This window comes from Natronococcus roseus, from assembly GCF_043677095.1.
Taxonomy (GTDB): Archaea; Halobacteriota; Halobacteria; order Halobacteriales; family Natrialbaceae; genus Natronococcus; species Natronococcus roseus.
Genome location: NZ_JBHLJR010000006.1, coordinates 131,215 through 150,134, shown reverse-complemented (window position 1 = coordinate 150,134; position 18,920 = coordinate 131,215). Strand labels below are relative to the sequence as shown.

The window sequence follows — 18,920 nt, the reverse complement described above, 5'->3', positions numbered from 1 at the left end:
AAATACATAATATTCAGACGGCAAACAAGCTTATATAGGATTGATATACATATAATTATCAGAGACTGAAACTATGGAAAGTAAGAAGTTCTCGACTCCGGACGTCTCGGCGCTGGGGCGGTCGCAGCACGAGACCGGGTCCGAAGACCGCGTCCGGCTGTTGCTGATCGAGAACGACCCGGACGACGCGCGACGGGCCCGAGAGGCGTTCGAGACGGTCACGACGGAAACCGAAATCGAGGCGGCGACGGACGGCACAGAGGCCCTCGAGTTCCTGCGCGAACGGGTCGAGGAGTCGGAGCCGATTCCGGATCTCGTTCTACTGGCGCTCGATCTGCCGGAAGTCGACGGGTTCGAGTTCCTCGAGACCGTTCGAGATGATGAGGACCTCGTTCAGTTGCCGGTGCTCGTCCTGGCGGATTCGAGCGCCTCCGGCGACGTCAACGACAGCTACGAGCGGGCCGCGAACGCCTACCTCGCGAAGCCGTCCGATCCCGAGGAGTTCGAGACGGTCGCGGGCGCCATCGAGCGCTTCTGGTTTCAGCGGGTTTCGCTTCCGCCACACGGATTCTAACTGCCGAGTTGCCGTTCTGCGACGGGCGCTCCGCCCCGAGATTGATCTATATGGCCCTCGAGGGGACTGGTATGAGCCCACAGACAACGTTCGACGTGGAGTTTACGGATACCGTCGCGGTCGTCACAGGTGCGAGCGGCGCGCTCGGCAGCGCGGTCGCCGACCGTTTCCGAGCCGCCGGCGCGACCGTCTGTGCCGTCGACGTCGTCGGACCCGACGACGAGGACAGCCTGCTCGAGGTCGACGATCGAACCGACTTCTACGAGGCAGACCTCACCGACGAGAGCGAGGTCTCGGCCCTCGTCGAGGACGTCGTCGACGATCACGGCCGGATCGACCACCTCTGTAACGTCGCCGGCACCTGGCGCGGCGGCCAGCCCATCGAGGAGACCGACCTCGAGGAGTTCGACATGCTCGTCGACGTCAACCTGAAGACGTCCTTCCTGGCCTCGAAACACGCCTTACCTCACCTCCAGGAGTCGGAAGGGGCGATCGTCAGCATCAGCGCCCGCTCGTCGCTCGAGGGCGGCGAGGGCGACGGCCCCTACCGGATCACGAAGGCCGGTATCCGACTGCTGACCGAGACGCTGGCCGAGGAGAACGAGGGGGTCGTCCGGGCGAACTGCGTGATGCCGAGCGTGATCGACACGCCGATGAACCGCGAGATGATGTCAGACGCCGACCACGAGAAGTGGGTCGATCCCGCCGATATCGCGAACGTGGTGGCGTTTCTCTGTAGCGACGGCGCGGCGGTGACCAGCGGGGCGGCCGTCCCGGTGTACGGCGAGGCGTAGGCGCGAGCGGTCGGCAAAGGCTGGCGAGCCCCCTCCACTCGGAAGCCCGTGTTCATCGGTGACGAGTGGCGTGAACTATATACTCCGGGACGTAATCACTCAACGTGATATGGGTGTTGGTAACACAGGTAAGGGGGTTTCGGAGCTCGCCGACGAGGTGAGAGATCGGCTCTCGTCGCCGTCCGGCCAGGAGCTGTTCGCGCTACTGATCGTTCTCGGTATCGTCGTCCTCGCACTCGACCTCGTCCGGCGGCTCGCCACCGGCGAGATGGCGTTCGGCCGGCTGTGGCGGTACACCTGGAACGGACTGGTCGACTCGCTGTACATCGCGCTGGCGGCGATCGGCCTCTCGATGACCTACAGCATCCTCCGGTTTGCCAACTTCTCGCACGGCGACCTGGTCACGACGGGCGCGTTCTCGGGGTGGGCGGTCGCGTGGCTGATCGGCGGCTGGGGGGTCTACGGCGTCGGCGAACTCGTTCTGTTCAGTCCGACCGCAGCGGGACCGACGGGTGGCGAACTGGGAATGAACGTGCTAGCCTCGCCCGTCGCGATCCTGGTCGGACTCGTGGCGGCCGCGCTGTTGACCGTCGGTATCGCCCTCGCCATCGACCGTCTCGTCTACAGGCGAATGCGGAACGCAAGCGGCATCTCGTTGCTCATCGCGAGCGTCGGCGTCGCGCTCGCGCTCCGGTACATCATCGGGGTGTTCTGGACCGTCGAGTCCCACTCGGCGACGGCGAGCGCGCCGATCCTCGAGGAGATCCCGGCGTGGCTGCCCTTCGAGCGGCTCAACCTCCACGAACTGACCCTCGTCGTGACGGCGGTCGGATTGATCGTCGGGCTCCACCTCCTGCTCCAGTACACGAAGCTGGGGAAGGCGATGCGAGCGATGGCCGACAACAAGGATCTCGCGCTGATTACCGGCATCCCGACCGAACGGGTGATCTTCGCCACCTGGACGATCGGCGCGGGGCTGGCCGGTGTCGCGGGCTATCTCATCGTCCTCGATCGCGGCCAGTTCTCGATCAACATCGGCTGGTTCCTGTTACTGTTGATCTTCGCGGCGGTGATTCTGGGGGGGATCGGCTCGATCTACGGCGCGCTGGTCGGCTCGCTCGTGATCGGGCTCACGATCAACGTCTCGCTGGTCTGGATTCCGGCCGACCTGAACGAGATCGCGGCGTTTACGCTGATGATCCTGATACTGATCGTCAAACCCGACGGACTGCTCGGGGGTGTTGAGACGGCATGAGCGGCGCCGATCCCGACGGCGACCCCGAAACAGATACCGCGGGGGTGCCCGGAGACGAGGAGCCGGACGAGCCGGAAGAGTCGTCCGCCGTGATCCGCCCGGAGTGGCGTTCCGATCTCCTGTTGGTCGCGAAGGTCGTGCTCGCGACGTACGTCGGCTTCTTCGTCGTCGGCGTGCTCTCCGGCGCGGGCGTCAACGCGACGGTCGGCACGATTCAGTCGATCACCTTCTTCGGGGCGATCTTCGCGCTGGGCGCGCTGGCGCTGAACCTCCACTGGGGGTACACCGGGATGTTCAACATCGGTATCGCCGGCTTCATGGCCATCGGTGCCTATACGCTGTCGATCGCCGTCGCCTCGCCGGACGGCTCTCCGGCCGGCTTCGGGCTCCCGATCCCGGTCGGCATCGTGCTGGGAACGATCGCCGCCGGCCTCGCCGGACTCGTGCTGGTGATCCCGACGCTTCGGGTTCGGGCGGACTACTTCGCGATCGTCACGCTCGGCTTCTCGGAGATCGTCCGACTCTCTGTGCAGTCCCGGAGCCTCCGAGAGATCGGCGACACGGCCTACGGCACCGGCGGCGGGCAGGGGATCCGGGCGACGCCGGTCGACAGCGTCGTCGGCTGGCTGTTCGACCAGCCGATCGTCGGCGACGTGGGCGGCGTTCTCATCGTGCTCGGCGAGACCGTCGGCATCGCGTCGTCGGTTCTGGAGCGAGGGATCTACACGCTCGTCCTGATCCTGTTCGTGGTCGCCTTCTACGTCCTGTTGACCCGGATCGCCCACTCCCCGTTCGGCCGAGTACTGAAAGCGATCCGCGAGGACGAACTCGCGGCGAAGTCGCTGGGCAAGCGCACCGATCGCGCCAAGATCGCGGCGTTCGCGCTCGGCTGTGCGCTGATGGGGCTCGTGGGGACGCTGTGGATGGGAAGTCGAACCCACATCAGCCCGGACAACTTCATGCCGCTGATCACGTTCTACGTCTTCGTCGCGCTGATCGTCGGCGGCGCGGGCTCGAACACCGGCAGCGTCATCGGCGGGTTCGTCTTCGCCGCGTTCATCTTCGAGGGACCGCGGTTCGTCCGGACGATGGTCCGGGCGAACCTCGGGACCGACTTCCCACGGACTGCCCACGGCGCGTTCGCCGAACTCGGCACCGGCGATCCGTCGGCCCTGATCGGCTACGTGTTCTATCAGCAGGCCGACGAGGTCCGATACATCGTCCTCGGCGTCGTGCTCATCGTCCTGATGATCAAGCGCCCCGACGGACTGCTGGGCCACCGCAAGGAGATCTCGGCCGGCGTCGATCTGAGCCGGCGCGGCGCGGTCGCAGACGGCGGACGACCTGCCGTCGGAAGCGACGACCGTGCGGGTGCGGCAGGCGAGACGGACGAGCCGGCCGCGACGAACGGGGGTGACCGCGATGAGTGACCTCGAGCGAGACCCCGATACGGGAGCCGCCCGCAGCGAGGGCGACGCGGACGACCGAACGGATCGCGCCGTCGAGGACGCGGTGCTGGAAGTCGAGGACTTGGAGAAGCGCTTCGGCGGCATCGTCGCGGTCGACGGCGCGAGCTTCGCGGTCGAGCGGGGATCGATCACGGGACTGATCGGTCCGAACGGGGCCGGCAAGTCGACGACGTTCAACTGCATCGCCGGCGTCCACCGGCCCAACGGCGGGCGAGTCGCGTTCGACGGGGAGGAGATCACCGGTGACGAGCCCCACCAGGTCGCGAACCGCGGGCTGGTGCGGACGTTCCAGATCGCCCGCGAACTCCCGGAAATGACCGTCCTCGAGAACATGATGCTCGCGCCGAAGGGCCAGCGCGGCGAGTCGTTGTGGCGGTCCGTGTTGCCGTACTTCCGGGAGGAGGTGCTCGACCAGGAGCGCGAGCTTCGCGAGCGGGCCTGGGAGACCCTCGAGTTCTTCGAGATCGACCACCTGGCCGAGGAGTACGCGAAGAACCTCTCGGGGGGCCAGCGGAAGCTGCTCGAACTGGCGCGGGCCCTGCAGACGGATCCGGAGATGCTCATGCTCGACGAACCGATGGCCGGGGTCAACCCGACCCTCGAGAAGAAGCTGCTCGAGCACATCCACCAGCTCCGCGAGCAGGGGTACAGCTTTCTCATCGTCGAACACGACATGGACGTCATCATGAACAACTGCGAGCGCGTGATCGTCATGCACCAGGGTGCTGTTCTCGATCGAGGATCGCCGGCGGAGATCAAATCGAACGAGCAAGTGATCGAGGCGTACCTCGGGGGTGAGGTCTGATGGCCGTACTCGAGGTCGCCGGGCTAGACGCCGGCTACGGCGACCTCCAGATCATCGACGACGTCGCCCTCGCCGTCGGCGAGGGCGAGTACGTCACCATCGTCGGCCCCAACGGCGCCGGCAAGTCGACGGTGATGAAGTCCGTCTTCGGGCTGACCGTCCACATGGGCGGCTCGATCGAGTTCGCCGGCGAGGAGATCAGCGGCTACCGACCCGAGCAGATCATCACGACCGGAATCGGCTACGTCCCCCAGAACGACAACGTCTTCCCGTCGCTGTCGGTGCTCGAGAACCTCGAGATGGGCGCGTACATTTTAGACGACGTTCCACAGGACCGACTCGAGCGGATCTTCGATCGGTTCCCGATCCTCGAGGAGCGCCGCTCGCAGGCGGCCGGCGACCTGAGCGGGGGCCAGCGCCAGATGCTGGCGATGGGCCGGGCGCTAATGCTCGATCCCGATCTCCTCCTGCTCGACGAGCCGAGCGCCGGGCTCGCACCCGACCTCGTCGAGGAGATGTTCGACCGGATCGATCAGATCAACGCGGACGGCACCGGCGTCCTGCTGGTCGAGCAGAACGCCAAGGAGGCGCTCAGACGGTGCGATCGAGGCTACGTCCTGGTCCAGGGACAGAACCGGTACGTCGACAGCGGCGAGGCGCTGCTCGCGAACGAACAGGTTCGCCAGGACTTCCTGGGCGGGTAGCCGGGGATCGACTCGAGCGGGCTGGTCGTCGCTCGAGTCGTACTCGCGGCACCGAAAAGAATCGCCGTCCCGACTAGGCCTCGTACTCGACGGTATCCTCGACGTCGTAGCCGTCCTCGTGGTAGCGACCGACCTCGTAGGTGACCGCCACCTGGTCGCCGGCGTCGTCGAACTCGACGGGACCGGACGCGCCGCGGTACTGGATCTCGTCGCCGTTGGCCGCCATCTCGAGGCCGTCGGCCAGGTTCTCGGGCGTAACCTCCTCGCCGTCGGGGTTGGCAACCTCCCGGACCTGTTCGGCGATAGCCGCGCCGTCGAGTTCGCCCGCTGCGAGGGTGGCGAGGATGAGTACCGCCGTCGCGTCGTAGGCCTGGGCGTTGAACACGCCCGGCGAGCTGTCGTACTCGTTTTCGTACAGTTCGTTGAAGTGGTCCGCGCCGTCGCCGCCGGCGCCGGGTGCGGTCCCCATCACGTTCTCCATCGGGTTGTCGACCTGACCGGGCAGCGAGGGGTCGATGAGGCCGTCCGGCACCAGAATCGTCGTTCCGTCGTCGAAGTCGCTGTAGAAGTCCCGGAAGATGACCTGACCGCTCTCCGGGTAGCCGACGACCATCAGCAGGTCCGGCCCCTCCCCGACCGTGCTCTCGAGTTCGGAGTCGTAGGAGGCCTGCTCGGGCTCGAAGGGTACCTCCTCGAGGACCTCGGCGCCGCGGTCCTCACAGCCCGCGACGAACACGTCGTTGAGCCCCTGACCGTAGTCGTTGTTCAGGTACATCGTGGCGACCGACTCGGCGCCCTCCTGCTCGACGGCGATCTCGGCCATCGCGTCGCCCTGCCACTCGTCGCTCGGCGCAGTCCGTAGCAGGTAGTCGCCGGGCATGTCCGTGATGTCGGGCGAGGTGCTCGCCGGCGAGATCGCCACGACCTCGTTGTCGTACCAGACGTCCTCCGCGCAGGTAATCGTCACGTCCGATGCGGCCGCGCCCGTCACCGCCGGATACCCCGCGTCGAGCAGCGCCTCGGCGCGGCTGACCCCGACGTCGGGCGTCGTCTCGGTGTCCTCGCGCCGGATGTCGATCTCGAAGTCGACGCCCTCGTCCGCGAGCTGGATCGCCGGCAGCTCGGCCGCGTCGGCGATCGGCGTCCCCAGATCGCCGAGGTCTCCGGACTCGGGCTGCAGGACGCCGACCATCGCGTCGGCGTCACCGTTCTCGTCCGCGTCCGCCTCGCCGTTGCCCGCGCCGAGCGCGTCCAGACAACCCGCGAGCGAGAACGTTCCCGTTACACCGATTCCCCCCAGTACTTGCCGCCGGTTGAGCTCCCCAACCATGTGGTACGTTGCCACGTTCCGATATAAAGAGTTTCTGTGAACGATAACGCGTATTTTCTCGAGAAAGAAAGTCCGATGGCAGAATCGATGAGCGAGCCGTCGCGGTGGTCGACGCCCAGTCGGTCGTTTCGTGTGGGCTATGACCGACACACCCGCTCGAGGAACGGGTGAACGCCGAAAAAGCCGAACGGCGGTCGGTTAGAGGTTCGCGTCGATCCACTCGGCGAACGGTCCGGTGAGGAACTCGACGTAGTCGACGACGCCGAGGTACAGCGAGATGACGAGCACGATGAGGATCGGAACGCGGATCGCCCAGATCCAGGCCTGGCCGAGGCCGTCGAGGGGACCGATCCCCTTCTCGAGTTCGTCGATCGCCGCCTTCGGCGCGATCCAGCCGACGAGGATCGTCAGCATCAACGCGCCGAAGACCAGCAAGATTGCGTCGGCGAACAGGTCGAGCAGGTCGAGGAAGATCAGGTCGTACGTGACCGGCACCCCGAGCAGGTAGATGACCCCGCCCATCCCGACGGCGGCCTGCCATCGCTCGACCCCCTTCTCGTCGATCACGTAGGAGGTGACGACCTCAAGCAGCGAGATCGCACTCGAGAGCGCGGCGAGCGAGACCGTCGCGAAGAACAGCAGTCCGAGGAACTGGCCGCCCGCGATGTCCGCGAACGCCTGTGTCATCGCGACGAAGATCTCGCCGGGACCGCCCTCACCCGGATCGGTCATGTCGCCGGCCCACATGATCGGGAAGACGACGAGTCCGGTGAGGAACGCGATCCCGGTGTCGAAGCCGATGATCGCGGTTCCGTCGGACGCGAGGTTCCGGTCCTCACCCAGGTAGGAAGCGTAGGTGATCATCACACCCATCCCCAGCGAGAGGGTGAAAAAGGCCTGTCCGGCCGCAGCCGGCAGAAGTTCGGCCCAGTTGTCGGCGATGACGCCGAACTCGGGCGACAGATAGTAGGCGTAGCCGCCGCTCGCCTCGGGAAGCGTAAACGCCCAGACGGCGAGCCCCATCAACAGGAGGATGATCGCCGGAACCATCACTTTTACCGCGAGCTCGATCCCGCGACGGATCCCCAGGGCGACGATGCCGACCGTCAGCACCATGAAAACGGTGTGGAGGATAAACGCGTCGAGTCCCGTCGAGAGCGCGCCGAACATGATCTCCGGATCGCCCTCGTAGGCGGCGATGCGATCGGCGTAGCTTCCCCGAAGTCCCTCGAGGGTGTAGCGGATGAACCAGCCGGCGATGACGCTGTAGTACGAGAGGATGACGAATCCGGTGACGATGAAGATCCCGCCGACGTACGTCCAGATTCCCCCACCGTACTCCTTCAGCGCGCCGACGGGGTTGCGCTTGGTCTTCCGCCCGACGACGAACTCCGCGAGAATTGCGGGAAACCCAACCAGGGCGATGAACAGGAGGTAGACGAAGAGGAACGCCGCACCGCCACCTTCACCCGTGACGAACGGAAAGCGCCAGATGTTCCCCAATCCTACCGCGCTCCCAACCGCGGCGAGGATGAACCCTGTCCTCGTGGCCCATGTTTCACGTTGAACCATATCTCCGTATTTAAAAGGCGCCTATTTATAACTTTTCGTGGTCGTCCTCGCGCGACGAGTTGACGTTCCCGATAATTGTGGCAGGTTACGGAATTCTTTTCCTGTTGGTCATCACACAACGGCGTATGCGTCCCACGGCGGTGATCTCGGCATGACGATGGAGGATCGCATCGAGGAACTCGAGGAATTCCGGGAAGAAGCGCGACTGGGCGGCGGTGAGGACCGAATCGAGAAACAACACGACAAGGGGAAGATGACCGCCCGCGAGCGGATCGACTACTTCCTCGACGAGGACACGTTCACGGAGTTCGACCAGCTCCGAACCCACCAGACGAGCCAGTTCGGGATGGAAGAGAAGAAGATCCCGGGCGACGGCGTCGTCACGGGCTATGGCGAGGTCAACGGCCGGACCGTCTTCGTCTTCGCGCACGACTTCACCGTCTTCGGCGGCTCGCTGGGTGAGGTCTTCGCCGAAAAGATCTGCAAGGTTATGGACATGGCGATGGAGGTCGGCGCCCCCATCGTCGGGCTCAACGACTCCGCCGGTGCGCGCATCCAGGAGGGGGTCAAGAGCCTCGCGGGCTTTACGGAGATCTTCCGGCGCAACCAGCGTGCGAGCGGTGTCGTCCCCCAGATCTCGGGGATCATGGGTCCCTGTGCGGGCGGCGCGGTCTACTCCCCCTCGATTACCGACTTCATCTTCATGGTGAAGGACACGAGCCACATGTACATCACCGGTCCCGGCGTCACCAAGACCGTCACCGGCGAGGACGTCACCCACGAGGAACTCGGGGGAGCGATGACCCACGCCGACAAGACCGGTGTCGCCGAGTTCGCCTGCGAGAGCGAGGAGCAGGCCTTGGACGACATGAAGCAGTTGCTCTCCTACCTCCCGCAGAACAACGTCGAGGACCCGCCGCGGGTCGACCCCTGGGACGATCGGGACCGACGCGACGAGGCCCTCGAGTCGATCGTCCCCGACAGCCCGCAGAAGCCCTACGATATGACCAACGTCATCGACAGCGTGGTCGACGAGGGTTCCTTTTTCGAGGTCGCCGAGAACTTCGCGAAGAACATCGTCGTCGGCTTCGGTCGCCTCGACGGCCGCTCCGTGGGTCTGGTCGCGAACCAGCCACGGGTCAACGCCGGCACGCTTACCGTCGACGCCTCGATGAAGGGGTCGCGGTTCGTCCGCTTCTGTGACGCGTTCAACATCCCGATCGTCACCTTCGTCGACGTCCCCGGCTACATGCCCGGAACCGACCAGGAACACCGCGGGATCATCCGCCACGGTGCCAAGCTACTCTACGCCTACTCGGAGGCGTCGGTGCCGCTGCTGACGGTCATCACCCGCAAGGCCTACGGCGGCGCCTACTGCGTGATGGCCTCGAAGAACCTCGGCGCCGACGTCAACTACGCCTGGCCGACCGCCGAGATCGCCGTCATGGGCCCCCAGGGCGCGGTCAACATCCTCTACCGCCAGGAGCTCGCCGAGGCCGAGAACCCCGACGAGCTCCGAGACGAACTCATCGAGGAGTACCGCGAGGAGTTCGCCAACCCCTACACCGCGACGGACAAGGGCTTCCTCGACGACGTCATCCTTCCGACCGAGACCCGCCCCCGGCTGATCGACGACCTCGAGATGCTCGAGACGAAACGCGAGGACAACCCCGACAAGAAACACGGCAACATTCCGCTCTGAGATGACCGCACAGCACCAGTCGAACGTCGACGCCGGCACCGACGCCGTCGATCTGCTGGGTGGGCTCCCGGAGGGCGTCGAACTCGAGCTCCCCGACGACGCCGACAGCGAGGAGGCCGCGGCCATCGTCGCCGCCATCGGCGCCCACCTCCACGATCAGGCGCTCGCCGCCGCGGCCGCCGCTGCCGACGAGGAGGAGACCTGGCAGGACCGCCGCTGGGCCTTTGCCGGTCGCATCCGAGCGCAACAACAGCGCGACGTCCGCGTGCCGATCGACGCGCCGACCGATCCCTGGTCGGCCGCCGGGCGAACCGACCGGTTCTGAGCGGGGCTCGAGCCGCCGATCTCTCGTTTTTCGCGCGCTCGTCTCGAAGCGGTAGGGAGTGAAAACGGTCCTCTCGACGGTAGAACTATACTCCCGGCTCGAAAACCGTCCGACAGACGAGATGTCAGTCGGTAGGACTCATCACGCAGGGCGAATCGGATCGACGGGACGAGGCGACCCGAACCGAGTCGGCGTCGAGTGAGGGGGCGGCTCGCGCTGCTCGCGGTCGCGCTCGTCGTGCTGACCGCGGGCTGTGGCGGACTCATCGGTGACGCCGAGGACGGCGACGACAACGGTGGCGACCGCGAGCTGGCGCCCGGGCTCACCGAGTCGGGCGTGACGGACTCCAACCTGCTGGTCAACGAACACCGCAGCCAGCTCGAGGACCGGGCCTACCGGGCGGAACTCGAGCGAACGGCCGTCGACGACGGGACGGTCGTCGGAGCAGAACACGTCTCACAGACCGTCGCACCTGGTGGCTCGCCGGCCCGCGAGCGCACGGTGCTGGAGGACGACACCGGGACGATCGAGTACGACCGGTGGATCGACGCCGAGACGCCGCTCGTGCGACACAACGAGTCCGGCTCGGTCGCCTACGACGTCGGCGGTCACCAGTCGGTCGATCCGTCGCCGCCGATCCCGCTGGACGACGCCTACGACGCCGTCGACTCGGTCGCAGTCGAGGAGGACTCGAGCGAGCGGTACGTCCTCGAGGGCACCACCGAAGCCCTCGGGAGCTACGAGTCGGTGTCGTTCACGCTCGTCCTCGCCGAGGAGGGCTCTCTCGAGGCGTACGCACTCGAGGGTATCCTGCCGGACGACGAGGAGTCGGTCCTCGCGACGGATCGGACGGCCGTCGAGGAGGAGTTCGCCCTGGAGCCGACCGAGACCGGACCCGAGGAGCCGGCGTGGCTCGAGGAGGCTCGCCAGGAAATCGCCGCCGAGCACGACGGCTAACGGCGCGTGCGGTCGCTTCGATCAGGAGGTGTCAACTGGAAGTGGTTCTCCGGTTGACCGATTCGTTGCGAAAAAGTAAGGTAGGCGCCCCGTGACGGTTCTGACAGCAATGTTCAGGAAGGTTCTCGTCGCGAACCGCGGGGAGATCGCCGTTCGGGTGATGCGGGCCTGCGAGGAGTTGAACGTCGGAACCGTCGCGATCTACTCGGAGGCCGACAAGGACTCGGGCCACGTCCGGTACGCCGACGAGGCGTACAACGTCGGGCCGGCCCGCGCGGCCGACTCCTATCTCGATCACGAGGCCGTCATCGAGGCCGCGCGCAAGGCCGACGCCGACGCGATCCACCCCGGCTACGGGTTCCTCGCGGAGAACGCCGAGTTCGCGGCGAAGGTCGAGGACGCCGACGGGATCACCTGGGTCGGCCCCTCGAGTTCGGCGATGGAGTCGCTGGGCGAGAAGACCAAGGCCCGGAAGATCATGAGCGAGGCCGACGTCCCGATCGTTCCCGGCACCACGGATCCCGTCACCGACCCCGAGGAGGTCAAAGCGTTCGGCGAGGAACACGGGTACCCGATCGCCATCAAGGCCGAAGGTGGCGGCGGCGGCCGCGGGATGAAGGTCGTCTGGGACGAAAGCGAGGTCGAGGAGCAACTCGAGAGCGCAAAGCGGGAGGGCGAGGCGTACTTCGACAACGACTCCGTGTATCTGGAGCGCTACCTCGAGAACCCGCGTCACATCGAGGTCCAGATCCTCGCCGACGGCGAGGGCAACGTCCGCCACCTGGGCGAGCGGGACTGCTCGCTCCAGCGCCGTCACCAGAAGGTCATCGAGGAAGGACCGTCCGCGGCGCTGACCGACGAGCTCCGCGAACGGATCGGCGAGGCCGCCCGTCGCGGAGTTGCCACGGCCGACTACACCAACGCCGGCACCGTCGAGTTCCTCGTCGAGGAGGACCTCGGCCGGGACGGCCTGCTGGGGCCGGACACCAACTTCTACTTCCTCGAGGTCAACACGCGGATCCAGGTCGAACACACCGTCACCGAGGAGATCACGGGCATCGACATCGTTAAACGCCAGATCAGGATCGCGGCGGGCGAGACGGTCGATTTCGCCCAGGACGACGTCGATATCGACGGCCACGCCATCGAGTTCCGCATCAACGCCGAGAACGCCGCGAACGATTTCGCGCCCGCGACTGGCGGCGAGCTGACGACCTACGACCCGCCGGGCGGGATCGGCGTTCGCCTCGACGACGCGCTCAAGCAGGGCGACGAGCTCGTGACCGACTACGACTCGATGATCGCGAAGCTGGTCGTCTGGGGCGCCGACCGCGAGGAGTGTCTCGAGCGCTCGCTGCGGGCCCTTCGGGAGTACGAGATCGAGGGAATCCCGACGATCATCCCGTTCCACCGGCTGATGCTCTCGGACGAGCGGTTCGTCGAGAGCACCCACACGACGAAGTATCTCGACGAGGAGCTCGACGAGAGCCGGATCGAGGAGGCCCAGGCTCAGTGGGGGTCCGAGAGCGCCGATACGGACGACGACGAGGAGGCCGTCGAACGGGAGTTCACCGTCGAAGTCAACGGGAAACGGTTCGAGGTCAACCTCGAGGAACACGGCGCGCCGGCAATCCCGGCGGGTAACGGTGGGGCCCAGTCTCAGGCCGGCGGCCCGCCCGAGCCGGCCGGCGGTTCCAGCGAGGCCGAGACAGAGATCGACGCCGACGGCGAGACCGTCGACGCCGAGATGCAGGGGACGATCCTCGGCGTCGAGGTCGAGGTCGGCGACGAGGTCGAAGCCGGCGACGTGCTGGTCGTCCTCGAGGCGATGAAGATGGAAAACGACATCGTCGCCTCTCGAGGCGGTACCGTCTCCCAGATCGCCGTCGAGGAGGGCGAGAGCGCCGACATGGGCGACACCCTGGTCGTCCTCGAGTAGTCGTACTGCCCGTCCGCTCGCCCCATTGCGAAACCATCGCAATATATACTGCCGCGAACGAATAGCGAAATAGAGTACACGAATGACCGCCCTCCGTTCGACTGCTTCGACGCTGTACGTGGTTCGCAGCGAGGTCGATCCCGACTGCGAGTACCACTGCGACGCGCTGGCATCGCGGTTTCCCGACGCCACCGAGATCGACTTCGTCGCGGGCGAGCGGCCCCCGCTCGAGGACGCCGACGGCCTCGTGCTGACGGGGAGTACGGCGGCCGTCTACGAGGCCGACCGTCGGCCGTGGATCGCCGACCAGGAGGCGCTGGTCCGCGACCTCGTCGATCGAGAGATCCCGACGCTGGGGGTCTGTTTCGGCCACCAGGTAGCCAACGCGGCGCTCGGGGGAGCCGTCGAGAACGTCGGCACGACCGCGACGCTCGTCGAGGCCGATCTCGCCGACGATCCGCTGTTCGAGGGCGTCGACTCCGTCGTCCCCGCGGTCCACGGCGACGCCGTCACCGAGTCGGGCGAGAACATGGACCTGATCGCCGCGGCCGACCACGCCCCCGTGTTCGGCACGCGCCATCGGTCGGCCCCGCTGTGGACCGTCCAGTTCCACCCCGAGATCACCGCCGCCGTCCGCGACCGCCTCGTCGAGGACTTCGGCTGGGAGTCGAAGTCGTTTTCGTTCGACGACGTCTCGGCCGAGCGCGTCTTCGAGAACTTCCGGGCGCTCGTCGACGAGCGACGGGAGTGATCGGGAGGCTGCGGTCAGGAATCGAGATTCAGCAGTGAGCCGACAGCGTCGGCCACGTCGTCCATTGCGGCGTCGGCGCGGTCGACCTCGTCGGTGAGACTCAGGTACCCGTGAGCGAGCGACGGAGAGTGGCAGTGACGCGTCTCGACCCCGGCGGCTCGCAGTCGGTCGGCGTAGGCGCCCCCCTCCGACCGGAGCACGTCGTGGCCCGCGGTCGCGACCACCGCGGGCGGACAGCCCGCGAGCGAGTGGGCTCGCAGCGGGGCCGCGAGCGGGTCCTCGGCGTCGGCCGGCTTCGCGAGGTACTGCTCCCAGAACCACGCCACGTCCGAACGGGAGAGCAACGGCGCCTCCGCGTGGTCGCGGTACGAGGACCGCTCGAGGTCACGATCGAGCATCGGGTAACAGAGAAGCTGTACGGCGAGGGGCAGGTCCCGCTCGCGGGCCCGGAGCGCGAGCGCGGCGGCAAGCGCCCCTCCGGCGCTGGTTCCGGCCACGCCCAGGCGATCGGGGTCGACGCCGATCCGGTCGGCCTCGTCCCGGGTCCACTCGAGGGCGATCCAGGCGTCCTCGAGGGCGGCCGGAAACGGGTGCTCGGGCGCCAGCCGGTAGTCGACCGAGACCACTACGGCGCCGATCCGTGCCGCGAACTCCCGACAGAGGTCGTCGGCCGAATCGAGCGTGCCGAGGACCCAGCCGCCGCCGTGGCAGAAGATCAGCGCCGGGGGCGGGCTCCGCTCGGCCCGCGGACCGGGGCGATAGATCCGCACCGGAACGTCGCCGTCGGGTCCCTCGAGACGGCGGTCTCGAACCCGCTCGAGCGTCGGCCCGTCCCCCGCGGCGAAGACCTCGTCCTCGAGGCGTCGCGCCTCCGAGACGGACAGCTCGTGCCACGCGGGGAGGTCGGCCACCCGGCCGCTTTGAAGGAGTTCCGCGAGCTGGGGGTCGAGTTCCGCAGTCGCCTCGTCGTCCATACGCCGACTGAGTCCCGGAGGATAGTAGCGGTACCGCCGAGCCGTCGGATCGTGCGGTCACGACCGCGACTGCGGCGCGGTGCCGAAACCTTCCAGTGGACACTCCCCAACTGTCCGGCATGGACCCCGGCTTCGACCCGGATCGACCCGACGGCGCAGCCGACCCCCGCGAACGGGACGCGAACGACCCCCTCGCCGAGTTCCGGGAGCGGTTCGACGTCCCCGGCGAACTCTACCTGGACGGCAACTCGCTCGGCCCGGTCTCGGACGCCGCCGAGCGATCGCTCGAGCGCGCCCTCGAGGAGTGGCGCGAGCTCGGCATCGAGGCGTGGACCGAGGCCGAGCGCCCCTGGTTCCGGTACGGCGAGTCCCTCGGCGACGAGCTCGCGGCGCTGGTCGGCGCCGACGGCGAGGAGGTCGTCGTCGCCAACTCGACGACCGTCAACATCCACACGCTCGTCGGTACGTTTCTGGACGCGCGGGGAGATCGCCCGCCCGGAGTCCTGGTCAACGAACTCGACTTCCCGACCGACCACTACGCGATCCGGTCCCAGCTTCGCCAGCGCGGGCACGATCCGGACGACAACCTCCACGTCGTCGAGAGCCGGGACGGCCGAACGATCGCGGAGGAGGACGTCGTCGCGGCCCTAGAGGACCGCGAGGTCGGCATCGTGTTCATGCCCTCGGTGCTCTACCGGAGCGGGCAGCTGCTCGATATCGAGCGCATTACCGAGGCGGCCCACGAACAGGACGCGCTCGCGGGCTTCGATCTCGCACACTCGGTCGGCGTCGTTCCCCACCAGCTCTCCGCCCACGACGTCGACTTCGCGGTCTGGTGTAGCTACAAGTACCTCAACGCCGGCCCGGGGGCGATCGCCGGGCTCTACGTCGACGAACGTCACTTCGGCGAGACGCCGGGGCTCGCGGGCTGGTGGGGCCACGAGAAGGAGACGCAGTTCGAGCTCCGCGAGCGGTTCACGCCGGCGGATTCGGCGGGCGCGTGGCAGATCGGGACGGTTCCGGTGCTCGCCGCCGCCCCGCTTGCTGGCTCGCTCGAGCTCGTTCACGAGGCGGGTATCGATCGGATCCGGGAGAAGTCCCTCGCGCTGACGGGGACGCTCATCCGGCTCGTCGAGGAGACGCTCGCCGAGTACGGCTGTACGGTCGGGACGCCGCGGGCGTCGGAGGATCGAGGCGGCCACGTGGCGATCGAACACCCCGAGGCCGAACGAGTCAGCGAGGCGTTGCGCGAGCGCGGCGTCGTCGTCGACTTCCGCCCGCCGAACGTGATCCGTGTCTGTCCGGCGCCGCTGTACACCGGCTTCGTCGACGTCCACGAGTTCGTCGCCCAGCTCCGGAACGTCCTCGAGACGGGCGCCTACGAGGACGTCGATCCCGCCGAGAGCGTGAGCTAAGTGCCGACGACGTCCTCGTCGGTCGGCCCCTGACCGTCGAACTCCTCGACGAGCGCGTCGAGACGCTCGGGATCGTCTGCACCGGTGAGCCGTCGGGTCGCGGTCTCGCAGTCGGCGTCGACGCCGAGGTCCGCACAGGCCAGGTCGGCCGTCGCCTCGGCCATTCGCCGGTAGGTCGTCAGCTTCCCGCCGACGATCGTCGCGAAGTTGGCGACGTTCTCATCGGCGTGGTCGAGCAGGTGAAAACCCCGCGAGATGCCCCGCGCGTCGAGGGCCGCCTCCTCGGGTTCGTAGAGGGGACGGACACCCCACCACGTCCGCAGGTGGGCGGCGTCGGCGACCGCGGGCAGCATCTTCGCACACTCCTCGACGGAGCGCTCGACCTCCCAGTCGGCTCGCTCGTACTCCTCGGGGTCGTCGACGGGGACGCTGGTCGTCCCGAGGACGACCTCGTCGTCGTGGGGGACGATTATGTCGCCGTCGTCGGGATCCCGACAGCGGTTGAGAACCGGCTCGAGCCGGTCGTAGTCGACCGAGATCATCACGCCCCGCGTCGGGCGGAGGTCGACCGTCCCTCCGGCCAGTGCGGCGACGTCGCCGGCGTAGGGGCCGGCGGCGTTGACGACGTACGTCGGCTCGATCGTCTCGCCGACCTCGCCGCCGAGATCGACCTCGGTAACGCGGCCGTCCTTGCGGCGCATGTCGGTGACCGGTGCGTGGGTCAGAATCTCCGCGCCGTGTTCGCGGGCGTCGGCCGCGTTCGCCGCGACCAGCCGCGAGGGGAGGACGACGCCGTCGGGGACGCGCATCGCCCGCTCGACGTCGTCGCTCAGGTCGGAAATCTCGTCGCGTGCGGTATCGCCGTCGACGACCTCCGTCGGGATGCCGACCTCCTCACAGGCCTCGCGTTTCGTCTCGAAGTAGGCGGGGTCGTCCCCGTCCAGCTGGACGAAGAGCCCGCCCGTCTCCCTGACGCAAGCGCCTGCGATCTCGGCGAGCGTGCGGCTCTCCTCGAGACAGGCCCGGGCTTCGGGGCCGTCGGCCTCGGCGTACCGGGCGCCGCTGTGGAGCAGGCCGTGAGAGCGCCCCGAGGTACCCGCCGAGAGCCCGCCGCGCTCGGCGAGGGTGACGTCGACGCCCCGAAGCGCGAGGTCTCTGGCGATTCCAGTGCCGGTGGCGCCGCCGCCGACGACGAGGACGTCGGTTCGGTTGTTCATGTTCCGTCCCAGGGACCGCGGAGGGACATGCCTTTCACCTCACGCAGTAGGGCTCGAGGATTCCCACGGGAGGGGGCCGTCGTACCCCGGTGGAACGTACGGACAGAGCGGGTCGCTCGCGAGGGGGTCTCCGGTGTGGGCGTACGCCCGCGAGCGGCTCCCGCCGCAGATCGTCCGGTAGGGGCAGGCGCCGCACTTCCCCTCGAGGGCGTCCCGATCCCGGAGCTCGCGGAACAGGGGTGCCTCGCGGTACAGCTCGTGGACGGGCTGTTCACGGACTGAGCCGACCGACTGCGGGAGAAAGCCCGAGGGGTAGACCTCGCCCGTGTGGCTGACGAACGCGAAGCCGTCGCCCGCGATAACCCCGGTTCGGCCACCTTTGCTCCCGTCCCCGCCCGCGTCCGACGCCTCGTTCGCGCTGCGCTGGGCGACCACGCGACGGTAGTGGGGCGCCTCGGTGGTCTTGAGCCCGAACGGCTCCTCATCGGCGACGGCCGCGAGCCACCGCATCACGGCGTCGGCCTCGGCGGGGTCGATCGCCTCGAGGACCCGCCCGCGACCGATCGGGACCAGGAAGAACACGCTCCACAGGACGGCGCCGAGCTCGCTCACCAGCGAACGGATCGCGGGGAGTTCGCCGACGGTCTCCCGGCAGACGGTCGTGTTGACCTGGACGGGGATCCCGGCGTCTCGCGCGTCCTCGACGGCTCGGATCGTCTCGGCGAAACTGCCCGTCTCTCCGCGGAAGGCGTCGTGGCTCTCGGCGGCGGCCCCGTCGAGACTGACGGCGATCCGCTTGAGCCCCGCGTCGGCGAGGGCCTCGATCCGCTCGGTCGACAGCGAACGGGTTCCGCTTGGCGTCATCGTCATCCGTAGTCCCAGTCCGTCGCCGTAGGCCACCAGCTCCGCGATATCGTCCCGGACGAGCGGATCCCCGCCCGAGAGGACCACGAGCTGTCCCTCCCCGAACGCGGCCGCGTCCTCGAGCAGCCGTTTCCCCTCCGCGGTCGAGAGCTCGTCAGGGTGACGGTCGGGCTGGGCGTCGGCCCGGCAGTGGTCACAGGAGAGGCCGCAGGCCTGGGTGACCTCCCAGATGAGCACGACCGGTTGCTCGGACGTATCGACGTGGTACATCGG

General features: G+C 67.6%; 17 protein-coding genes. 12 read left to right on the top strand and 5 right to left on the bottom strand.

Going from position 1 to position 18,920, the window contains the following annotated elements; all coding sequences use genetic code 11:
- The first annotated feature begins 73 nt into the window (after positions 1-73).
- The 6 genes from ACFEMD_RS16975 (at position 74) to ACFEMD_RS16950 (ending at position 5,601) form a co-directional block, all read left to right on the top strand.
- Positions 74-574 carry a response regulator gene (locus ACFEMD_RS16975; protein WP_394742426.1) on the top strand — a complete coding sequence of 167 codons (501 nt, stop codon included), beginning with the start codon at positions 74-76 and terminating at the stop codon, positions 572-574.
- A 71-nt stretch (positions 575-645) separates the two neighbouring features.
- Positions 646-1,368 carry an SDR family oxidoreductase gene (locus ACFEMD_RS16970; protein WP_394742425.1) on the top strand — a complete coding sequence of 241 codons (723 nt, stop codon included), beginning with the start codon at positions 646-648 and terminating at the stop codon, positions 1,366-1,368.
- Positions 1,369-1,477: 109 nt separating this feature from the next.
- Positions 1,478-2,623 (top strand): branched-chain amino acid ABC transporter permease, encoded by a 1,146-nt coding sequence (locus ACFEMD_RS16965; protein WP_394742424.1) that lies wholly within the window; start codon positions 1,478-1,480, stop codon positions 2,621-2,623.
- Positions 2,620-4,053, top strand: a complete 1,434-nt coding sequence (locus tag ACFEMD_RS16960; RefSeq protein ID WP_394742423.1) for a branched-chain amino acid ABC transporter permease — start codon at positions 2,620-2,622, stop codon at positions 4,051-4,053. Before ACFEMD_RS16965 ends, ACFEMD_RS16960 begins: the two co-directional genes overlap by 4 nt.
- Positions 4,046-4,897, top strand: a complete 852-nt coding sequence (locus tag ACFEMD_RS16955; protein WP_394742422.1) for an ABC transporter ATP-binding protein — start codon at positions 4,046-4,048, stop codon at positions 4,895-4,897. Before ACFEMD_RS16960 ends, ACFEMD_RS16955 begins: the two co-directional genes overlap by 8 nt.
- Positions 4,897-5,601 (top strand): ABC transporter ATP-binding protein, encoded by a 705-nt coding sequence (locus tag ACFEMD_RS16950; RefSeq protein WP_394742421.1) that lies wholly within the window; start codon positions 4,897-4,899, stop codon positions 5,599-5,601. The genes ACFEMD_RS16955 and ACFEMD_RS16950 overlap by 1 nt, the downstream gene beginning before the upstream one ends.
- A gap of 73 nt (positions 5,602-5,674) precedes the next feature.
- On the opposite strand, the gene ACFEMD_RS16945 is transcribed toward ACFEMD_RS16950, so the two are convergent.
- On the bottom strand, positions 5,675-6,931 hold the full coding sequence (locus tag ACFEMD_RS16945; RefSeq protein WP_394742419.1) for an ABC transporter substrate-binding protein: 1,257 nt from the start codon (positions 6,929-6,931) through the stop codon (positions 5,675-5,677).
- A 198-nt stretch (positions 6,932-7,129) separates the two neighbouring features.
- Positions 7,130-8,503 (bottom strand): sodium-dependent transporter, encoded by a 1,374-nt coding sequence (locus tag ACFEMD_RS16940; RefSeq protein WP_394742418.1) that lies wholly within the window; start codon positions 8,501-8,503, stop codon positions 7,130-7,132.
- 157 nt (positions 8,504-8,660) lie between these two features.
- On the opposite strand from ACFEMD_RS16940, the gene ACFEMD_RS16935 reads away from it, so the two are divergent.
- From ACFEMD_RS16935 to ACFEMD_RS16915, 5 genes are all read left to right on the top strand, one after another.
- Positions 8,661-10,205, top strand: a complete 1,545-nt coding sequence (locus ACFEMD_RS16935) for an acyl-CoA carboxylase subunit beta (protein WP_394742755.1) — start codon at positions 8,661-8,663, stop codon at positions 10,203-10,205.
- Position 10,206: 1 nt separating this feature from the next.
- Positions 10,207-10,530, top strand: a complete 324-nt coding sequence (locus ACFEMD_RS16930; RefSeq protein WP_394742416.1) for a hypothetical protein — start codon at positions 10,207-10,209, stop codon at positions 10,528-10,530.
- Positions 10,531-10,728: 198 nt separating this feature from the next.
- On the top strand, positions 10,729-11,487 hold the full coding sequence (locus ACFEMD_RS16925) for a hypothetical protein (protein ID WP_394742415.1): 759 nt from the start codon (positions 10,729-10,731) through the stop codon (positions 11,485-11,487).
- Between the two features lie 109 nt (positions 11,488-11,596).
- Complete coding sequence (locus tag ACFEMD_RS16920; protein WP_394742414.1) at positions 11,597-13,426, top strand: acetyl-CoA carboxylase biotin carboxylase subunit; 1,830 nt, start codon at positions 11,597-11,599, stop codon at positions 13,424-13,426.
- A gap of 82 nt (positions 13,427-13,508) precedes the next feature.
- Positions 13,509-14,177, top strand: coding sequence for a type 1 glutamine amidotransferase (locus ACFEMD_RS16915; RefSeq protein WP_394742412.1), 669 nt, complete (start codon positions 13,509-13,511; stop codon positions 14,175-14,177).
- A 14-nt stretch (positions 14,178-14,191) separates the two neighbouring features.
- Here the strand turns inward: ACFEMD_RS16915 and ACFEMD_RS16910 are convergent, their stop codons facing one another.
- Entirely contained in the window at positions 14,192-15,151 is a 960-nt protein-coding gene (locus tag ACFEMD_RS16910; RefSeq protein ID WP_394742411.1) for an alpha/beta hydrolase, read from the bottom strand.
- Between the two features lie 119 nt (positions 15,152-15,270).
- Here ACFEMD_RS16910 and kynU point away from each other — a divergent pair, with 119 nt between their 5' ends.
- Complete coding sequence (kynU, locus tag ACFEMD_RS16905; protein ID WP_394742754.1) at positions 15,271-16,566, top strand: kynureninase; 1,296 nt, start codon at positions 15,271-15,273, stop codon at positions 16,564-16,566.
- Here kynU and ACFEMD_RS16900 read toward each other — a convergent pair.
- Both ACFEMD_RS16900 and ACFEMD_RS16895 read right to left on the bottom strand, forming a co-directional pair.
- Entirely contained in the window at positions 16,563-17,783 is a 1,221-nt protein-coding gene (locus ACFEMD_RS16900) for an FAD-dependent oxidoreductase (protein ID WP_394742410.1), read from the bottom strand. The two genes, kynU and ACFEMD_RS16900, sit on opposite strands and share 4 nt — an antisense overlap.
- A gap of 39 nt (positions 17,784-17,822) precedes the next feature.
- Positions 17,823-18,917 (bottom strand): radical SAM protein, encoded by a 1,095-nt coding sequence (locus ACFEMD_RS16895; RefSeq protein ID WP_394742408.1) that lies wholly within the window; start codon positions 18,915-18,917, stop codon positions 17,823-17,825.
- Positions 18,918-18,920 lie beyond the last annotated feature (3 nt).

What these genes read in the sequence shown, in the direction of transcription:
- ACFEMD_RS16975 (WP_394742426.1), top strand. Translation starts at nt 74, where the DNA reads ATGGAAAGTAAGAAGTTCTCGACTCCGGACGTCTCGGCGCTGGGGCGG.
- ACFEMD_RS16970 (WP_394742425.1), top strand. Translation starts at nt 646, where the DNA reads ATGAGCCCACAGACAACGTTCGACGTGGAGTTTACGGATACCGTCGCG.
- ACFEMD_RS16965 (WP_394742424.1), top strand. Translation starts at nt 1,478, where the DNA reads ATGGGTGTTGGTAACACAGGTAAGGGGGTTTCGGAGCTCGCCGACGAG.
- ACFEMD_RS16960 (WP_394742423.1), top strand. Translation starts at nt 2,620, where the DNA reads ATGAGCGGCGCCGATCCCGACGGCGACCCCGAAACAGATACCGCGGGG.
- ACFEMD_RS16955 (WP_394742422.1), top strand. Translation starts at nt 4,046, where the DNA reads ATGAGTGACCTCGAGCGAGACCCCGATACGGGAGCCGCCCGCAGCGAG.
- ACFEMD_RS16950 (WP_394742421.1), top strand. Translation starts at nt 4,897, where the DNA reads ATGGCCGTACTCGAGGTCGCCGGGCTAGACGCCGGCTACGGCGACCTC.
- ACFEMD_RS16945 (WP_394742419.1), bottom strand. Translation starts at nt 6,931, where the DNA reads ATGGTTGGGGAGCTCAACCGGCGGCAAGTACTGGGGGGAATCGGTGTA.
- ACFEMD_RS16940 (WP_394742418.1), bottom strand. Translation starts at nt 8,503, where the DNA reads ATGGTTCAACGTGAAACATGGGCCACGAGGACAGGGTTCATCCTCGCC.
- ACFEMD_RS16935 (WP_394742755.1), top strand. Translation starts at nt 8,661, where the DNA reads ATGGAGGATCGCATCGAGGAACTCGAGGAATTCCGGGAAGAAGCGCGA.
- ACFEMD_RS16930 (WP_394742416.1), top strand. Translation starts at nt 10,207, where the DNA reads ATGACCGCACAGCACCAGTCGAACGTCGACGCCGGCACCGACGCCGTC.
- ACFEMD_RS16920 (WP_394742414.1), top strand. Translation starts at nt 11,597, where the DNA reads ATGTTCAGGAAGGTTCTCGTCGCGAACCGCGGGGAGATCGCCGTTCGG.
- ACFEMD_RS16915 (WP_394742412.1), top strand. Translation starts at nt 13,509, where the DNA reads ATGACCGCCCTCCGTTCGACTGCTTCGACGCTGTACGTGGTTCGCAGC.
- ACFEMD_RS16910 (WP_394742411.1), bottom strand. Translation starts at nt 15,151, where the DNA reads ATGGACGACGAGGCGACTGCGGAACTCGACCCCCAGCTCGCGGAACTC.
- kynU (WP_394742754.1), top strand. Translation starts at nt 15,271, where the DNA reads ATGGACCCCGGCTTCGACCCGGATCGACCCGACGGCGCAGCCGACCCC.
- ACFEMD_RS16900 (WP_394742410.1), bottom strand. Translation starts at nt 17,783, where the DNA reads ATGAACAACCGAACCGACGTCCTCGTCGTCGGCGGCGGCGCCACCGGC.
- ACFEMD_RS16895 (WP_394742408.1), bottom strand. Translation starts at nt 18,917, where the DNA reads ATGTACCACGTCGATACGTCCGAGCAACCGGTCGTGCTCATCTGGGAG.